The organism is Bradyrhizobium pachyrhizi (genome assembly GCF_029714545.1).
In the GTDB taxonomy this organism is placed as follows: domain Bacteria; phylum Pseudomonadota; class Alphaproteobacteria; order Rhizobiales; family Xanthobacteraceae; genus Bradyrhizobium; species Bradyrhizobium pachyrhizi.
Window position 1 is genome coordinate 2,560,633 of the sequence record NZ_CP121667.1, and the last position, 15,072, is coordinate 2,575,704.

Below are 15,072 nucleotides of genomic sequence, written 5' to 3' on the forward strand. Positions count from 1 at the left end.
TTGATTAGTAGCGCAGCGGCCAGTGCACCCAGGTCCGCCTGATGTCGTGCCAGGCGCCGACCAGTCCGCGCGGCTGGAAGCGCAGGAACAGGATGATGACGAGGCCGTAGAGCATGCTCTTCAGCTCCTGCGCGCCGGTCGTGAAGGTCGCGTCCATCTGCGCGCTGAACAGGCTGAAGACGATCCGTGTCACCTCCGGCAGCAGCACGATCAGGATGGTGCCGAGCACCGCGCCGAGCGCGGAGCCGAGCCCGCCGACGATCAGGATCGCCAGCGCCTCGATCGAGAGCAGGAACGGAAAGCCCTCGACGCTGACAAAGGAGAGATAGATGCCGTACAGCGCGCCGGCGATGCCGGTGATGAACGCTGAGGTGATGAAGGCGAACAGCTTGTAGGCATGCAGGTTGATGCCCATGACGCGCGCGGCCGTGTCGTTGTCCCTGATCGCGACAAAGGCGCGGCCGACCCGGCTGCGGCGGATATTGAGGGTGGCGAACAGCGTCAGCCCCGCGATGCCGAGGCAGAGATAGGTGAAGGCGGCATCACCGTCGAAGCTGATGCCGAGGATCTCCGGCCGCTGCACCTGGATGCCGCGCGCGCCATTGGTGAGCCAGCGCATCTCCAGGATCACGGTGTTGATGATGAAGGAGAAGGCGAGCGTGGTGATGGCGAGGTAAAGTCCCTTGAGCCGGAGCGACGGCGCGCCGACGATCAGGCTCGCCAGCGCCGGTACCACGCCGGCGCCGAGGAAACCGATCAGCGGCGGCATGTGATATCTCGACACCAGCACCGCATAGGCATAGGCGCCGGTGACAAGGAAACCGACATGGCCGAGCGAGATCAGACCGGTGTAGCCGGTCAGAATATTGAGCCCGAGCGCGCCGGTGACCGTGATCAGGATGATCATCAGGAACGACAGCGCGTAGGAGTTCAGCACAAAGGGCGCTGCGATCAGCGCCAGCAGCAGCACGGCCGACCATAGCCACACCGGCGGGGAATCGATCAGCGCAACCAGTTCGCCGTAGCTCTGCTTGTAATCGCCGGTGCGCATCACACCCTCTCGATGTCGCGTTCGCCGAAGATGCCGAACGGGCGGATCATCAGCACGATGATGATCATGGCAAAGCCCGCGACCTCCTTCATGCCGGAGCCGATATAGCCGCCGGCAAGGTTCTCGGTGATGCCGATCAGGAGGCCGCCGAGGCCGGAGCCGAGCACGGCGTCGAGGCCGCCAAGGATGGTGGCCGGAAACGCCTTCAGCCCAAGCTGGAACATCGCCGGCGATAGGTCGTAGGACAGCGCAAAGAACACGCCGCCGATGCCGGCGATCACCGAAGACGCGGCCCAGGCCAGCGCATGAACTCTTGTGGCGCTGATGCCCATCAACAGCGCGGTGCGGTCGTCGGCCGCGACCGCGCGCATCGCGACGCCGACCTTGCTGTAACGGAAGAACGCCCAGATCGCGGCGAGAAGCAGAAGCAGCGTCGCGATGACCGCAATCTGCCCGGTCCGCACGCCGATGCCGCCGAGATGCACGATGCCGCGACCCATGCCGATATCGAGGCCGTGCGGGTAGGCGTCCCAGATGAAGTTGATGGCGGAGCGCAGGATCACGGCGAGCCCGATCGTGACCATTACGGTCGCGAATACCGGCTCGCCCAGCATCGGCCGCATCACAAGGCGCTCGATGATCAGGCCGAGCAGGACAGCAGCGAGAATCGCACTCACCGCGACGACGAATACATTGCCGCTGACCGTGGTCGAGATCGTCCAGGCGATATAGGCGGTGATCATGGTCATCTCGCCCTGTGCGAAATTGACCAGTCCGGTGGATTTGTAGATCACCGCAAAGCCCATCGCGATCAGTCCGTAGATCGCGCCGATCGCGAGTCCCGAGATCACGAGCTGGATGAGATACTGCATTCAGCCCTCGGCTCGGTAGATGATCGCGAGCTCGCGGGCGAACTTCTTCTCGATCATGGCGCGGCGTACCTTCTGGGTGGCGGTCAGCTCGCCGTCGTCATGGTCGAGCTCTTTTTCCAGGATGGCGAACCGCCTGATGTTCTCGACCCGCGCGAACCGCTTGTTGGTCTCGTTGACGACGCGCTCGACCAGCTCATTCACTTCGGGAAGCTGCGACAGCGATTTGTAGTTGGTGTAGGCGAGCGCCCGGTCGCGCGCCCATCGGCCGACGTTGTCGTAGTCGACCTGGATGATGGCGCCGAGATACTTCTTGGCCTCGCCGACCACGATCGCTTCCTTGACGAACTCGGAGTCCTTCAGTGCGTTCTCGATCTCCGACGGGGCGATGTTCTTGCCGCCGGCGGTGATGATGATCGCCTTCTTGCGGTCGACCACGGCGATCTCGCCATTGTCGAGCACCTCGATGATGTCGCCGGTGCGCAGCCAGCCGCCGGGCTCCAGCGAGGCGGTCGAGGCCTTCTCGTCGAGGAAGTAGCCCTTGAAGACGCCGGGGTTGCGCAGCAGGATCTCACCGTCGGCATCACACTTCCATTCGGTCTGCGGCAGCGGCACGCCGCAGCCGCCGATCCGGTGATGGCTTTCGGTCTGGATGAAGGCGACGCCGCCGCTTTCGGTGAGGCCGTAGCCCTGCGACACCGGACGGCCGATGATGTCGAAGAAGCGCAGCGTCTCCGGCGAGATCGAGGCGCCGGCGCAGAGCCGGTGCCGGCTGTAGGCGAAGCCGAGATGGCGCTGCAAATTGCGGAACATCAGGAGATAGAGCAGCCCATAGGCGGCGCGGTCGAGCACATTGGCCTTGCCGGCCTGTCGACGGTCGGACAGCGTGCGGCCCCAGGCGAGGCAGGCCCTGGTGAAGCTCTGGTGCAGGCGGCCGCTCTCGCCGAGGCGGAACAGAAAGCCCTGCTGCAGCTTCTCGTAGATGCGCGGAACGCCGACGAAGAAGGTCGGCGCAATCTCGCGGATGTTGATCGCGACGGTGTCGATCGATTCGGCAAAGGACACGGTGCCGCCGAGCACCAGATGCGTCACGGTGCCGTAGCAGCGCTCGGCGACGTGGCACAGCGGCAGATAGCTCACCGCCTCGAACGGCTTGTCGGCAATGCCCACGGTTTTGGCGTAGGCATAGGCAGCGTAGACGAGATTGCGATGGGTCAGCATCGCGCCCTTGGGCGGACCCGTCGTGCCCGAGGTGTAGACGAGGATGCAGACGTCGTCGGGCGCGCCCTGACTGATCAGGCGGTCGAGCGTCGCGTCGGCCTCCGGATTCTGCTGGGCGTAGGTCTTGCCACGCTCGCACAATGCGGCGAACGACATCAGCTCCGATTGCCGGTAATGCCGCAGGCCCTTCATGTCGACGCAGACGATGGCCTCGAGGTCCGGCAGGCCGCCATTGCCCGCCATCGCGTCGAGCACCTTGTCGGTCTGCTCCTGGTCGCCGGTGACGACGATGCGGGCGCCCGAATGCTTGACGATATATTGCAGCTCGACCCAGGGATTGGTCGGATAGATGCCGACCGCCACCGCGCCGATCATCTGCGCACCGAGATCGGCGTAAAACCATTCCGGCGTGTTCTCGCCGGCGATGGCGATTCGGTCGCCCGGCTTGATGCCGAGCGAGAGCAGGCCGAGCGCCACCGCGCGCGCAGTGTCGTAATAGTGGCGCCAGGAATAGGGATTCCAGATGCCGTAATCCTTCTCGCGCAGCGCCAGCGCCTCGCCGTGCATGGCGGCGCGCTGCCGTAGCAATTGCGGGATGGTGATGGCGGCATCCGCAAGCGTAGCCTGCAACGCGTCGGCGCCGGTTGCCGGTGGGTTGCGCGGCGTGCTCGCTTGCAGCGGCGGATAAGCGGTGCGCAGGCTGTCCAGCGTCGACATCACGCGCCCGCCTTTGCCATCGCCTCGGAGCGCTGGCCGCCGAGATAGGCCTCCGCGACTGCCGGATCGCGCCTGATCTCACCAGGTGTGCCTTCGGCGATCTTGCGGCCGAAATTCAGCACATGAACGCGGTCGGAGATGTCCATCACTATGCGCATCTCGTGCTCGATCATCACGACGGTGATGCCGAGCTCGTCGCGGATGTCGAGCACGAAGCGCGCAATGTCTTCGGTCTCCTCCTGGTTCATGCCGGAGACCATCTCGTCCAGCAGCAATAGCTTCGGCTCGCAGGCGAGCGCGCGCGCGAGCTCGACGCGCTTTTGCTGGCCGTAGGACAGCGTGCCGACCACGGCGTCCCTGATATGCTCGATCTCGAGAAATTCGATGATGTGTTCGACGCGCTGCCGTGCCGCGATTTCCTCCTTGCGGGTACGCCCGTAAAACCACACCGCATCGAGCACGGTCGAGCGCAGATGGGTGTGGCGGCCGGTCAGGATGTTCTCGACCACGGTGCCGTGCTTGAACAGCGCCAGATTCTGGAAGGTGCGGCCGATACCGACGGCGGCGAATTTCCACGGCGAGATCGTCGAGAGGTCGATGCCGTCGAACGTGATGCGGCCGCCGCTCGGCCGCAGCACGCCCGAGATCATGTTGAACAACGTGGTCTTGCCGGCGCCGTTCGGACCGATCACGCTGCAGATCTCGCCGGGCGCGACGCGCAGGCTGACATCGGCGACCGCCTGCAGGCCGCCGAAGCGCTTTGACAGGTTCTCGACAGTGAGCAGCGCGGTCACGACAGCCACCGCTTGCGGCGCTTGTAATGCTTGACTTCGCGCAGGCTCTTGCGGCCGGTGGAGGAGACGCCGAGATAGAATTCCTGGACGTCCTCATTGGCGGTGAGCCTCGATGCCGTGCCGTCGAGCACGACGCGGCCGGTCTCCAGGATGTAGCCGTAGTCGGCGATGTCGAGTGCGCGCTGCGCGTTCTGCTCGACCAGCAGCACCGTCATCTTCAGTTCGTCGCGCAGCCGGACGATCACCTCATAGATGCGGTCGATGATCAGCGGCGCGAGGCCGAGCGACGGCTCGTCGAGAGCCAGCAGCACGGGGTCGGTCATCAACGCGCGGCCGATCGCGAGCATCTGCTGCTCGCCGCCGGACATGTAGCCGGCGATCTGGTCGCGCCGCTCATATAGCCGCGGAAACAGCGCAAACACCTTGTCGCGGCGCTCGCGCGCCTCGGCACTGGTCCTGGTGTAGCCGCCCATTTGCAGGTTCTCGTCGATGGTGAGTGCCGCGAACACGCGCCGGCCCTCCGGCACCTGCACGATGCCGCGGCGGACCAGTTCGTCCGGCGCAAGGCGATGCACTTCGTCATTGCGGAAGCGGATGCTGCCGTTCTCGATCACGCCTTCCTCGGTATAGAGGATGCCGGACATCGCCTTCAGCAGCGTCGATTTGCCGGCGCCGTTGGAGCCGAGCAGGGCGACGATGTTGCCCTCGGGCACCGCGATCGAGACGTCGCGGATCGCCTCGATCGCATTGTCGTAGACGATCCGGATGTTGCGGAATTCAAGGAAGCCATCCTGCGCCGGCGCGGCCTGCGGCGCTGCTTGCGGCATCGGATGCGGGATGGTCGTCGGCATCGTGCTCAGACCCGGCCTGCCGTTAAGCGCGGGCGCGCGGCGAGGATCGCATCGGTGACGAGCTTGGCGGTTTCGGCGCAGGCCTGAGTGCCGCCATTGCCATATTGCTTCACCGCGTCGCCGACGCACCACAGGCCCTCGATGCCGGTCTCGCGCGGCAAATCGTAGCCGGCGCAGCTGCGTTGTGCCGGCCAGTCGTCGCGCATCACCCGGATCGAGAGGATTTTTGCCTGGTCGAAATTGGCGAACTGCTCGCGCAGATCCTCGAGCGCGAGCGCGACCTCCGCGTCCGCATCGAAATCGCCGAGCGCGGGCACCGGCACGGCATAGGCGACATAAAGGTGCCAGCCGGGCGGCGCCAGCTCCGGACAGGTGGCGGAGAGGTTGGCCATGTTGCAGAGCCGGCGCGTCTTGCCGAAGGTGACGATGCCGGGATGATTGATCAGCGGCTCGCGGCTCGCGACATTGATGACGATGTTGGCGGCCGGGCGAAGGTCGTTCTTCACCTTGGCGATATAATCCGCCGGGAACGCCTCGCTGCCGGCAAGCGCGACCGTGGCCTTCGGCCCGGCATTGCTGATGACGAGATCGGTGTCGATCCGCACCTGCTCGCCGTTCCTGAGCACGGTGACGCCTTCGACGCGGCCATCTGATGTGTGGATCGTGGTCGCCGGCGTTCCAAGCCAGATGTCGCCATTGCGCCTGACGGCATTGCCCAGGCTGTTCCAGACGCCGATCGTGCCCTGCGGGCAGAAGCCGAATTTCTTGAAGGCGCCCTTGCTGGTGAAATAGGTGAGGAAGGCGCGGGCCGGCAGCTCGGCGGCGTTGCAGGCGAAGATCGCCGCACAGAGATTGCGGAACAGCGCGTGCACGGTGGCGTTGCTGGTGTAGCCCTTCAGCCAGTCCTCGGTCGATTGCCGCCCGTCGGGCAGATTGCCGGAGCGGGCGTCGGCGAATTTCTCCAGGATGCGCGAGGCTTGCTTGGTGAGTTGCCCGAGCAGCAGCGACCAGCCGCCGCGGCCGACATCGATCACCTTGCCGTCGATGAAGAACGAGCTCGCGGGCTCCGGCGCGCGGATGTCGAGCGGGGCGCCGACGGTGTGGAAGGTTTCCTCGAACACGCCACCGAACTCGATCGCGATCGCCCCGATATTGACCTTGAAGCCGTCGATGTCCTCGGTCGAGGCGCGCCCGCCGAGCCGGTCCTTGTCGTCGACGACGAGCGTATGCAGCCCGCCATGGGCGAGGCGCGCCGCGGCACACAGCCCGCCGGCACCGGCTCCGATCACGACAGCATCGATCCTCTGAGAATCCACGCGCAACCTCCCGCGATGCCGCCGGGTTGCTCCCGGCATGCGCAATCCGCTTGCTTGATGGAAGGCAGCCTAATATAATCCGACCGGTCGTTCAAATTATTTTTTGACGCAGGTCGCTCATCGCACGGACGATGGAAGAGTTCTGGTGGATGGTGGCCGCAAAAGGGAGGAGAGCGTGGGGTGGCGGTAGTATAGAGAGAGGCAGTCGCCCGATTCCGGCGGCGCCGATGGTGCACGAGAGAGACGGCAATGGCGCGGACGCGCTCAGAGAATTACGACGAGATTCAGCGGAACATTCTTACCACCGCCTGCGGCCTGTTCGCGCGGCAGGGCTATATGCGTGCCTCGATCGCCGACCTTGCGGATGCCTGCAAGCTGTCGCGCGGCGCGCTGTACCATTATTTCGATTCCAAGGAAGCGATCCTGTTCGCGATCCTCGACGCCCATATCCGCGAGATGATCGCGGACGTCGAAGCCGCGATGGCCGAAAAGGCGACCACGCTGGAGCAGTTCCGCGCCGCGATCCAGGCCATCGTCGCGCTGAATGCGCGCTCGAGCGACGAGCAGCGCGTGATCCTCAACGACCTCTCGTTCCTCGGCGAGACCGAGCAGGATGCGATCAAGGCGCTGGAGCGCCAGCTGGTCGACACGGTCTCGGATCTCCTGGTCAAGCTCGACAAGGAAGGCAAGATCGTCAAGCGGACCAAGAAGATCTACAGCATGATGCTGTTCGGCATCCTGAACTTCAGCCACACCTGGTACGATCCGAAGGGCGGGATCGATCCAAGGGAGTTCGCCGACATGGTGGTGGATCTGTTCCTGTACGGTTTCACCATGCCGGTGCCGGCAAAGGATGCCGCGCGGCCGCTGCGCCAGCGCGCGTGAGGCCGTCGCGGCCCGCACGGCGGCTTCGCGCCGATGATATCTCTCGCGGCGATTATTCCTCATCTCAGCTGCACATCATCGTGAAGGCCGAGACGTTGTCCCGCGCGTAACGCGCGCGCGGCGCGCTGCGTAGTCCTGACACGAGCGCCGCAACGGCGGCCGATGGTGGCATCGCAGCGAGGGAAGCAACATCCGCATGAATTTGTCGTTCAACATCGCCGAACGGGGCGAGGGGTCCTATCGTTCGCTCGCGATCCTGCGCTGGGTCATGGTCGTGATCTTCGTGTCGTTCGGCATGCAGAAGTTCACACTGCAATCGGCGCAAGGCATCGCGCAGTTCATCAGCAACAGCCCGTTCATTTCGTGGCTGTCGGTGTTCGGTCTCCGGGGTGAGGCCTATGTTCTCGGGGTGGCCGAGTTTGGCATTGCGGTGCTGCTCGCCGCCGGTGCGTTCAGCCCGCTTCTCTCGGCGATCGGCGCGCTGATGGGCGTCATCACCTTCGCGGTGACGTGGTCGTTCTTCTTCACGACTCCCGGGGTGGTCAAATGGAGCCTGTCGACCGATCCGATGGCCTGGAACCTGGCCGGCGAGTTCCTGTTCAAGGACATCGTGCTGCTGTGCGTCTGCCTCGTGCTGCTGTTGGCGTCGTTGCCGCGGTCGATCGTCCGCTCGCGCGCCCCATAGGTCTCGCGCCGCGCATCGATGGTTAACCGATGCTTAAACAGCCATCGCGCGCATCCGGCATCTGGAACAGGACAAAACGTCGCGGACGACCGTGTCTTGAAAATCGAATCCAACCGGCTTATGCAACCTTCGATTGACGAATTGTTGCTAGGAAGAAACGTCCCCGGTTGGGAGCGGAATGTGACGAAGTCAGAAATATCCTTGGCCCGATCGGCAAGCGCCGATCTTGCCTTTTCGTCGAAGCCCGCTCCCGTCATTTTCAAACGTCCCGCATTTTTTAGTTCGATTGCAGTTCCCGCACCGTGGCTGGAGTGGGAGGGCGGTCGCGATCGCGGCTTCCGGAAGTGACCACCGGAACGGCGATCGGGCCGCCCCGTCCCCAGCCGGGCGGGTAACCGGCGCAAGACGCGCAATCGTGAATTCGGATGCATCGGTTCCACCGCTAGGATCGTGATGTTGCCATCTCTCGATGGTGAACAGACCCGCCCGCGGGATGGTGAACAGACCCGCCCGCGGGTCACATCGCAACATCGTCCCGATTTCGTTCTTCATGAGACAATGGTTCACCGACCGGATCGCGGCCGTCCTGCTCGTCGTCGCTGTTAGCGTGCTTGGGGTGGCGCGCGCCGATTCCGACATGGACGCGCAGATCAGGGACATCGTCACGACGGAACTCGCGCCGACCGCGACTGCGGCCGACCCGGGCGGCCTCGCCGCTGCGGTCTATGCCGGCGGCCGGGTCGCCTTCTTCAACTACGGCTTCGCTGATGCCGCGACGAAGCGACCGGTCACCCCGGACACGCTGTTCAATCTCGCCTCGTTGCGCAAGCTGTTCGAGGCGACGCTGGTCGCGCTCGGCACCGAGCGCGGCGAATTACGGCTGGACGATCCGGTCGGCAAGTATCTGCCCGAGCTCAACGGCGACTACGTCAGCCGCGTCACCATCGGCGAGCTCGTCAATCATACGTCGGGGCTGCTGCTGCCGACCGATCATCCGCCATGGCCGGACGGGACCTTCAGCCGTGATCAATTCATCGCGATGCTCAATGCATGGACGCCGCCGGCGGGAGAGCAGCCGGGCAAGCAGCGCATCTACAGCCATGCCGGCTATGTCCTGCTGCAGCTGGTGCTGGAGCGGCGCTATGACATGCCGATCGGGACGTTGATCGGGAGCCGAATCCTCAAGCCGCTCGGCATGACGTCGACCTTCGTTCCGGACCGTAGCGAGGACAATCGCTCGACGATGGCGCCCGAGATGATGCAGCGTGTGGTTCAGGGCTACTCCCACGACGGCACGGCGATCGGTCCGCCGGGCAATCAGCAGCGCTATTATGATTTTCCAGGCACCGGCCAGATGTTCTCAACGGCGCGCGATCTCGGTATATTGCTGGGCGCCTGCCTCGACGGCGCGGTGATCGATCCGGAATTGCGCGCCGCGTTGCAGATGACCGAGCGTGAGAGTTTTCGCGTCGACGAGAAGTTCGGCCAGGCGATGGCATGGGAGCATGTGCGGCTGGACGGCGTCACCGTGATCGACAAGCCGGGCGGTCTCAATAACGCCTCAGCCTATGTCGGCCTGGTGCCGGCGCGCAGGCTCGGCATCGTGCTGCTCGCCAATCGCGGCGACTATCCGCACGAGATCGCGCGCTACAGGATCTTGCCGGCCCTCGCGCGACTGTAGTCGCAGGACGTGCCGGTCCAATGACACGGCCTGCGCGGCAGGGCAGGGGATGCATGCAAAAATCGCGATGGCGCGGAACCATGATCGGCTGTATAAGCCGGTAGCTTCTTCTCCATTTTGAAGAGGCTGATATGACCGATCTGTATCCTGATTTGCACAATTGGCTTTCGCAACAGCCCCATGGGTTGCGAACCTTCAGGACCTTCCAGCAAAAACTCGAGATTCTGAGCAAGGACGACCCGGAGCAACGCGGCGTTTGCCGGCTGCTGAGCGGACTCGTCGGCAATTACGTCGAGACCTTCGACGAGGAGCCGCTGCCCGTCGCGGTCGCCGACCGCGCCTATGGCCGGCTGCTCGATCTCGTCGCAAGCCTTGATCTCAAGGGAAATCCCGACCGGCGCCTCGCCGACATCAACCGCGTCGCGTCCTGCGATCTGCTGAACTGATCGCGGCGCAAAACGCTTTGCGTTCTGTCGCGGGAAAACCGCTTCGCACTTCCCGGGATCATGCTCTAGCGCCGCGTCGTCGCGAGCTCGCGATAGAGCGCGGCGTAGCGGCCGGCGCGATTGTGCCAGGAGACATCGGTGGCCATGCCGGCCTGCTGCAGCCGGCGCCACGTCACCTTGTCGTTGAACAGCAGGTTTGCCTTGCGCAAGCCGTGGGCGAGCGCATCCGAAGTGACGGGTGCAAACTTGACGCCGGTCGGCGCATCGCCGGTGACCGCGACTTCGTCGAAGTCGAGCACGGTGTCGGCAAGGCCGCCGACATTGGCGACGATCGGGACCGCGCCATAGCGCAGCGCGCACAACTGGGTGAGGCCGCACGGCTCGAAGCGCGACGGCACTGCAAGCGCGTCCGCGCCGGCCTGGATCAGGTGCGCCAGCGCCTCGTCGTAACCGATCACGACCGCGATCCGTCCGGGATTGTCGCGCGCCAGCGCGGCGTAGCGATCCTGCAGGTCGCGATCGCCGCTGCCGAGCAGCACGAGTTGAATGCCTTCGCCGAGCAGCGTCGGAATGTTCTCGAGCAGCAGGTCGAGGCCCTTCTGCCATGACAGCCGGCTGATGACGCCGAGCAGCATCGCATCCGGCGCGGGATCGAGCCCGAAGCGGCGCTGCAGCGCCGCCTTGTTCGCCGCGCGCTCCGCCGGCTGCTCGGCGCTGAAGCGCGCCGCGATGTCGGGATCGGTGGCCGGATTCCACACCGATATGTCGATGCCGTTGAGGATGCCGCTCAGCACGTCGGCGCGTTCGCGCAAGAGGCCGCCGAGCCCCATGCCGCCATCGTCGCTTTGAATCTCCCGCGCATAGGTCGGCGAAACCGTGGTGATGCGGTCGGCGAATTGCAGGCCGGCCTTCAACAGGCTGATGGTGCCGTAATATTCGACGCCGTGGAGCGCGTAGGATTCGCCCGGCAGGCCGAACGCGGTCAGCATGTCCGGCGAGAACTGGCCCTGATAGGCGAGGTTGTGCACGGTCATCACCGTGCCGGGCCGCGGTTGCCCGGCATAATGCAGGAGGGCGGGTGCGAGGCCCGCCTGCCAGTCATGCGCATGCACAATGTCGGGGACGAAGGAGGTGATCGCGCCCTGGCCGATCTCCGCCGCCATCCGCGACAGCGCGGCAAAGCGGATGCCGTTGTCCGGCCAGTCGCGTCCGTCCGGGCCGACATAGGGATTGCCGGGCCGCGCATAGAGATGCGGCGCGTCGAGCGCGAACAGATCGAGGCCATCATGCGTGCCGCCCAGCACGCGGATCGGCCCGCCGTAGAATTCCGGCCAGTGCAGCAGCGTCTCCGCCGTGGCCAGCGCCTTGAGCACGTCGGGATAGCCGGGCACCAGCGTCCGCGTCGTGACGCCGTATTGCTTCAGCGCCGCCGGCAGCGCGCCGACCACGTCGGCGAGGCCGCCGGTCTTGACGATCGGGTAGACTTCAGAGGCGACTGCGAGGACGCGGATGGGCGTCATGTCCCCAGCCTGTCGATCATCGACTGCGTAATCAGCGTGATGCCATTCTCGGTGGTGCGGAAGCGCTTGCCGTCGAACTCGGGATCCTCGCCGACCACGAGCCCTTCCGGAATCCTCACCCCGCGATCGATCACGACGTTTCTGAGCCGCGCGCCGCGGCCGACATTCACGTAAGGCATGATCACCGCATTCTCGACATTCGCGTAGGAATTGACGTGGACACCGGTGAACAGCAGGGAGCGGCGCAGCGACGCGCCCGAGATGATGCAGGCGCCGGAAACAAGCGAGGTCACCGCCTGGCCGCGCCGTCCGTCCTCGTCATGCACGAACTTGGCGGGCGGGGTGATCTCGGCATAGGTCCAGATCGGCCATGATCGATCGTAGAGGTCGAGCTCGGGCACCACGTCGGTGAGATCGATATTGGCGCCCCAATAGGCATCGACGGTGCCGGCATCGCGCCAGTAGGAGCGGGGATCGTCGCCGGAGCGGACGCAGGAATCATTGAACTGATGCGCGATCGCCCGGCCATGCTTCACGATATAGGGGATGATGTCCTTGCCGAAATCGTGGGCCGAGTTCGGGTCGGCGGCATCGCGGCGCAACTCGTCGAACAGGAATTCCGAATTGAAGACATAGATGCCCATGCTGGCCAGCGACTTGTCGGGCTTGCCGGGCATCGGCGGCGGATCGGCCGGCTTCTCGAGGAAGGACTGGATCAGGCCGGTCTCGTCGATATGCATGATGCCGAAGGCAGAGGATTCCGCGCGCGGCATTTCAAGGCAGCCGACCGTGACGTCGGCGCCACTTTCGACATGCTGCTTCAGCATGATCTCATAATCCATCTTGTAGACGTGGTCGCCGGCGAGCACCAGGATGTACTTGGTGCCGTGCGCTTCGAGGATGTCGACGTTCTGGTAGACCGCGTCGGCCGTGCCGACATACCACATCGTTTCGGAAACGCGCTGGCTTGCGGGCAGGATGTCGAAACTCTCGTTTCGCTCCGGCCGGAAGAAGTTCCAGCCGCCTTGCAGATGCCGGATCAGGCTGTGCGCCTTGTACTGGGTCGCCACCGCGATGCGGCGGATGCCCGAATTCACTGCATTGGACAGCGCGAAATCGATGATGCGCGACTTGCCGCCGAAATAGACCGCGGGCTTGGCGCGCTTGTCGGTGAGCTCCTGAAGTCTGCTGCCGCGTCCGCCGGCCAGCACGAAGGCGAGGGCGTGACGCGACAAGGGTTCATTTCCGACTGATCTCATGGTCATCCTCCCAGAACTTCAGGCTGGCCCCGCTACCTTCTCTTGTCCGGAAGGCCTGATCGGGCGCCAACGGGGCCGATTGGGAACGTAGCAAGTGCATCCCGGTTGAGCAAAGCGGGATGGCGGGCTTTCGTTCCCCGGACCCCGGCTCGTGAAGATCGGGGTTGCGAGCCGGTTAAAGCTATTGACGAGGCGCGATTTCGGCCTAGAGCAAGCCTGCCGTTTTCTTCTGTCAGGCCAGCATCCCATGACACTTTCTTCCGTCACGCCACAGGACATCCGCGCAACGCTGCTGCTGCGCCGGGAGATCGCGCTGCTCGACGTCAGGCATGAGGCGGAATTCGCCACCGGCCATCCGCTGTTTGCCGCCAACATGGCGTCCGGCCGGATCGCGCTCGAAGCCGAGCTGCGACTGCCGCGCAAGGACGTGCCGATCGTCCTTTATGACAATGGCGAGGGGCTGGTCGCTGCCGCCGCGGTGCAGTTGATGGCGCTGGGCTATAGCAATGTCGCTGCACTCGCCGGCGGCCTGGGGGGCTGGAAGGCGGCAGGTTACGAGGTGTTCGAGGACGTCAACTCCTACGCCAAGGCGTTCGGCGAGTTGGTCGAGTCGCGCAGGCACACGCCGTCGCTGAGCGCCGACGAGGTCGCCGCGCTGATCTCGGACAAGGCCAACATCGCGATCCTCGATGTCCGCCGCTTCGACGAATATGCCACCATGAATATCCCTGGCTCGGTCAGCGTGCCCGGCGCCGAGCTGGTGCTGCGCGCCGGCGGCGCGGCGCCGGATCCCGACACCACCATCATCGTCAACTGCGCCGGCCGCACCCGCTCGATCATCGGCACGCAGTCGCTGATCAATGCCGGACTGCCCAACAAGGTGCGGGCGCTGCGCAACGGCACGATCGGCTGGACGCTGGCGAAGCACGATCTCGAGCACGGCGCCGGCAAGCGCGGCGGCATCGCTCCGTTCGAGGGCGCAGGCGACAATGCGCGCGACGTCGCCTATCGCGCCGGCGTCCGTCACATCGGGATCGACGAACTCGCCGCGCTGGACGAGGATGCGCACAGTACGCTGTATCGCTTCGACGTGCGCGATGCCGAGGAATACACGGCCGGTCACCTTGCCGGCTTCCGCCACTATGCCGGCGGCCAGCTGGTGCAGGAAATCGACATGGCTGCTCCCGTGCGCGGCGCGCGCATCGTGCTGAGCGACAACAAGAACATCCGCGCCGACATGACGGCGTCCTGGCTCGCGCAGATGGGCTGGGAGGTCTATGTGCTCGACGGCGGCTATAACGGCCGGCTCGAAGTCGGACCACCGCGCATGGTGCCGCGGCCCGATCCTGCGCACCGCTACCGGCGACCCTATGAAGGCACCGGCGTCGCGGAGCAGGCGATGCAGGCCTATCTCGATTGGGAGTACGGCCTCGCCGAGCAGCTGCGTCGCGACGGCACGCACGGGTTCTATGTGATCTAGCGGATGGCGTGGTGACGGCGGTGCGACCGCATCGGTCGGTGCCGAGTCGCAGGGGCGCACTGCCAAAATATCGAAAACAACCCCATGCAAAGGAGCCGGTGGCTGCCGGCGGACACGGCAACTTGACTCGTCGGGCAAATCAGCGGTATTCTTCCATTATTCAGAAATCGTGATGTGAGTCCGGGGCTCCTCCAACACGTCGTCCCTGCCTAGCGCGCAATTGTGTAGCGCGCAAAATCGAATGGCACCGCGCGCAAGTTCGTTTGTCACCCCTCAAGTTGGCCCCTGCCGATGGCA

General features: G+C 64.8%; 13 protein-coding genes. 5 read left to right on the forward strand and 8 right to left on the reverse strand.

Features of this window, described 5'->3' with window-relative positions; all coding sequences use genetic code 11:
- Positions 1–4 precede the first annotated feature (4 nt).
- From QA639_RS11790 to QA639_RS11815, 6 genes are read right to left on the reverse strand one after another with little or no spacing between them, the layout of a single operon-like run.
- Positions 5–1,051, reverse strand: a complete 1,047-nt coding sequence (locus tag QA639_RS11790; protein ID WP_157340280.1) for a branched-chain amino acid ABC transporter permease — start codon at positions 1,049–1,051, stop codon at positions 5–7.
- The gene (locus QA639_RS11795) at positions 1,051–1,923 is read right to left on the reverse strand and encodes a branched-chain amino acid ABC transporter permease (protein WP_157340278.1); all 873 of its coding nucleotides are present in this window, start codon (positions 1,921–1,923) and stop codon (positions 1,051–1,053) included. Before QA639_RS11795 ends, QA639_RS11790 begins: the two co-directional genes overlap by 1 nt.
- On the reverse strand, positions 1,924–3,858 hold the full coding sequence (locus QA639_RS11800; protein ID WP_028337016.1) for an AMP-dependent synthetase/ligase: 1,935 nt from the start codon (positions 3,856–3,858) through the stop codon (positions 1,924–1,926).
- Positions 3,858–4,661, reverse strand: a complete 804-nt coding sequence (locus tag QA639_RS11805) for an ABC transporter ATP-binding protein (protein WP_321177589.1) — start codon at positions 4,659–4,661, stop codon at positions 3,858–3,860. Before QA639_RS11805 ends, QA639_RS11800 begins: the two co-directional genes overlap by 1 nt.
- On the reverse strand, positions 4,649–5,503 hold the full coding sequence (locus tag QA639_RS11810) for an ABC transporter ATP-binding protein (protein WP_038377855.1): 855 nt from the start codon (positions 5,501–5,503) through the stop codon (positions 4,649–4,651). The genes QA639_RS11805 and QA639_RS11810 overlap by 13 nt, the downstream gene beginning before the upstream one ends.
- A 5-nt stretch (positions 5,504–5,508) precedes the next feature.
- Positions 5,509–6,819, reverse strand: a complete 1,311-nt coding sequence (locus QA639_RS11815) for a phytoene desaturase family protein (protein WP_283089813.1) — start codon at positions 6,817–6,819, stop codon at positions 5,509–5,511.
- A gap of 249 nt (positions 6,820–7,068) precedes the next feature.
- On the opposite strand from QA639_RS11815, the gene QA639_RS11820 reads away from it, so the two are divergent.
- The 4 genes from QA639_RS11820 (at position 7,069) to QA639_RS11835 (ending at position 10,516) form a co-directional block, all read left to right on the forward strand.
- Positions 7,069–7,704 (forward strand): TetR/AcrR family transcriptional regulator, encoded by a 636-nt coding sequence (locus tag QA639_RS11820; protein WP_157340276.1) that lies wholly within the window; start codon positions 7,069–7,071, stop codon positions 7,702–7,704.
- Between the two features lie 196 nt (positions 7,705–7,900).
- Positions 7,901–8,389 carry a DUF417 family protein gene (locus QA639_RS11825; RefSeq protein WP_157340274.1) on the forward strand — a complete coding sequence of 163 codons (489 nt, stop codon included), beginning with the start codon at positions 7,901–7,903 and terminating at the stop codon, positions 8,387–8,389.
- A 550-nt stretch (positions 8,390–8,939) separates the two neighbouring features.
- Positions 8,940–10,070 carry a serine hydrolase gene (locus QA639_RS11830; RefSeq protein ID WP_283089814.1) on the forward strand — a complete coding sequence of 377 codons (1,131 nt, stop codon included), beginning with the start codon at positions 8,940–8,942 and terminating at the stop codon, positions 10,068–10,070.
- A 131-nt stretch (positions 10,071–10,201) separates the two neighbouring features.
- The gene (locus QA639_RS11835) at positions 10,202–10,516 is read left to right on the forward strand and encodes a hypothetical protein (protein WP_050387887.1); all 315 of its coding nucleotides are present in this window, start codon (positions 10,202–10,204) and stop codon (positions 10,514–10,516) included.
- 65 nt (positions 10,517–10,581) lie between these two features.
- Here the strand turns inward: QA639_RS11835 and glgA are convergent, their stop codons facing one another.
- Positions 10,582–12,036, reverse strand: coding sequence for a glycogen synthase GlgA (glgA, locus tag QA639_RS11840; RefSeq protein WP_283089815.1), 1,455 nt, complete (start codon positions 12,034–12,036; stop codon positions 10,582–10,584).
- On the reverse strand, positions 12,033–13,295 hold the full coding sequence (gene glgC / locus QA639_RS11845) for a glucose-1-phosphate adenylyltransferase (RefSeq protein WP_028337007.1): 1,263 nt from the start codon (positions 13,293–13,295) through the stop codon (positions 12,033–12,035). The genes glgA and glgC overlap by 4 nt, the downstream gene beginning before the upstream one ends.
- 247 nt (positions 13,296–13,542) lie before the next feature.
- On the opposite strand from glgC, the gene QA639_RS11850 reads away from it, so the two are divergent.
- On the forward strand, positions 13,543–14,775 hold the full coding sequence (locus QA639_RS11850) for a rhodanese-like domain-containing protein (protein ID WP_028337006.1): 1,233 nt from the start codon (positions 13,543–13,545) through the stop codon (positions 14,773–14,775).
- Positions 14,776–15,072: the final 297 nt, after the last annotated feature.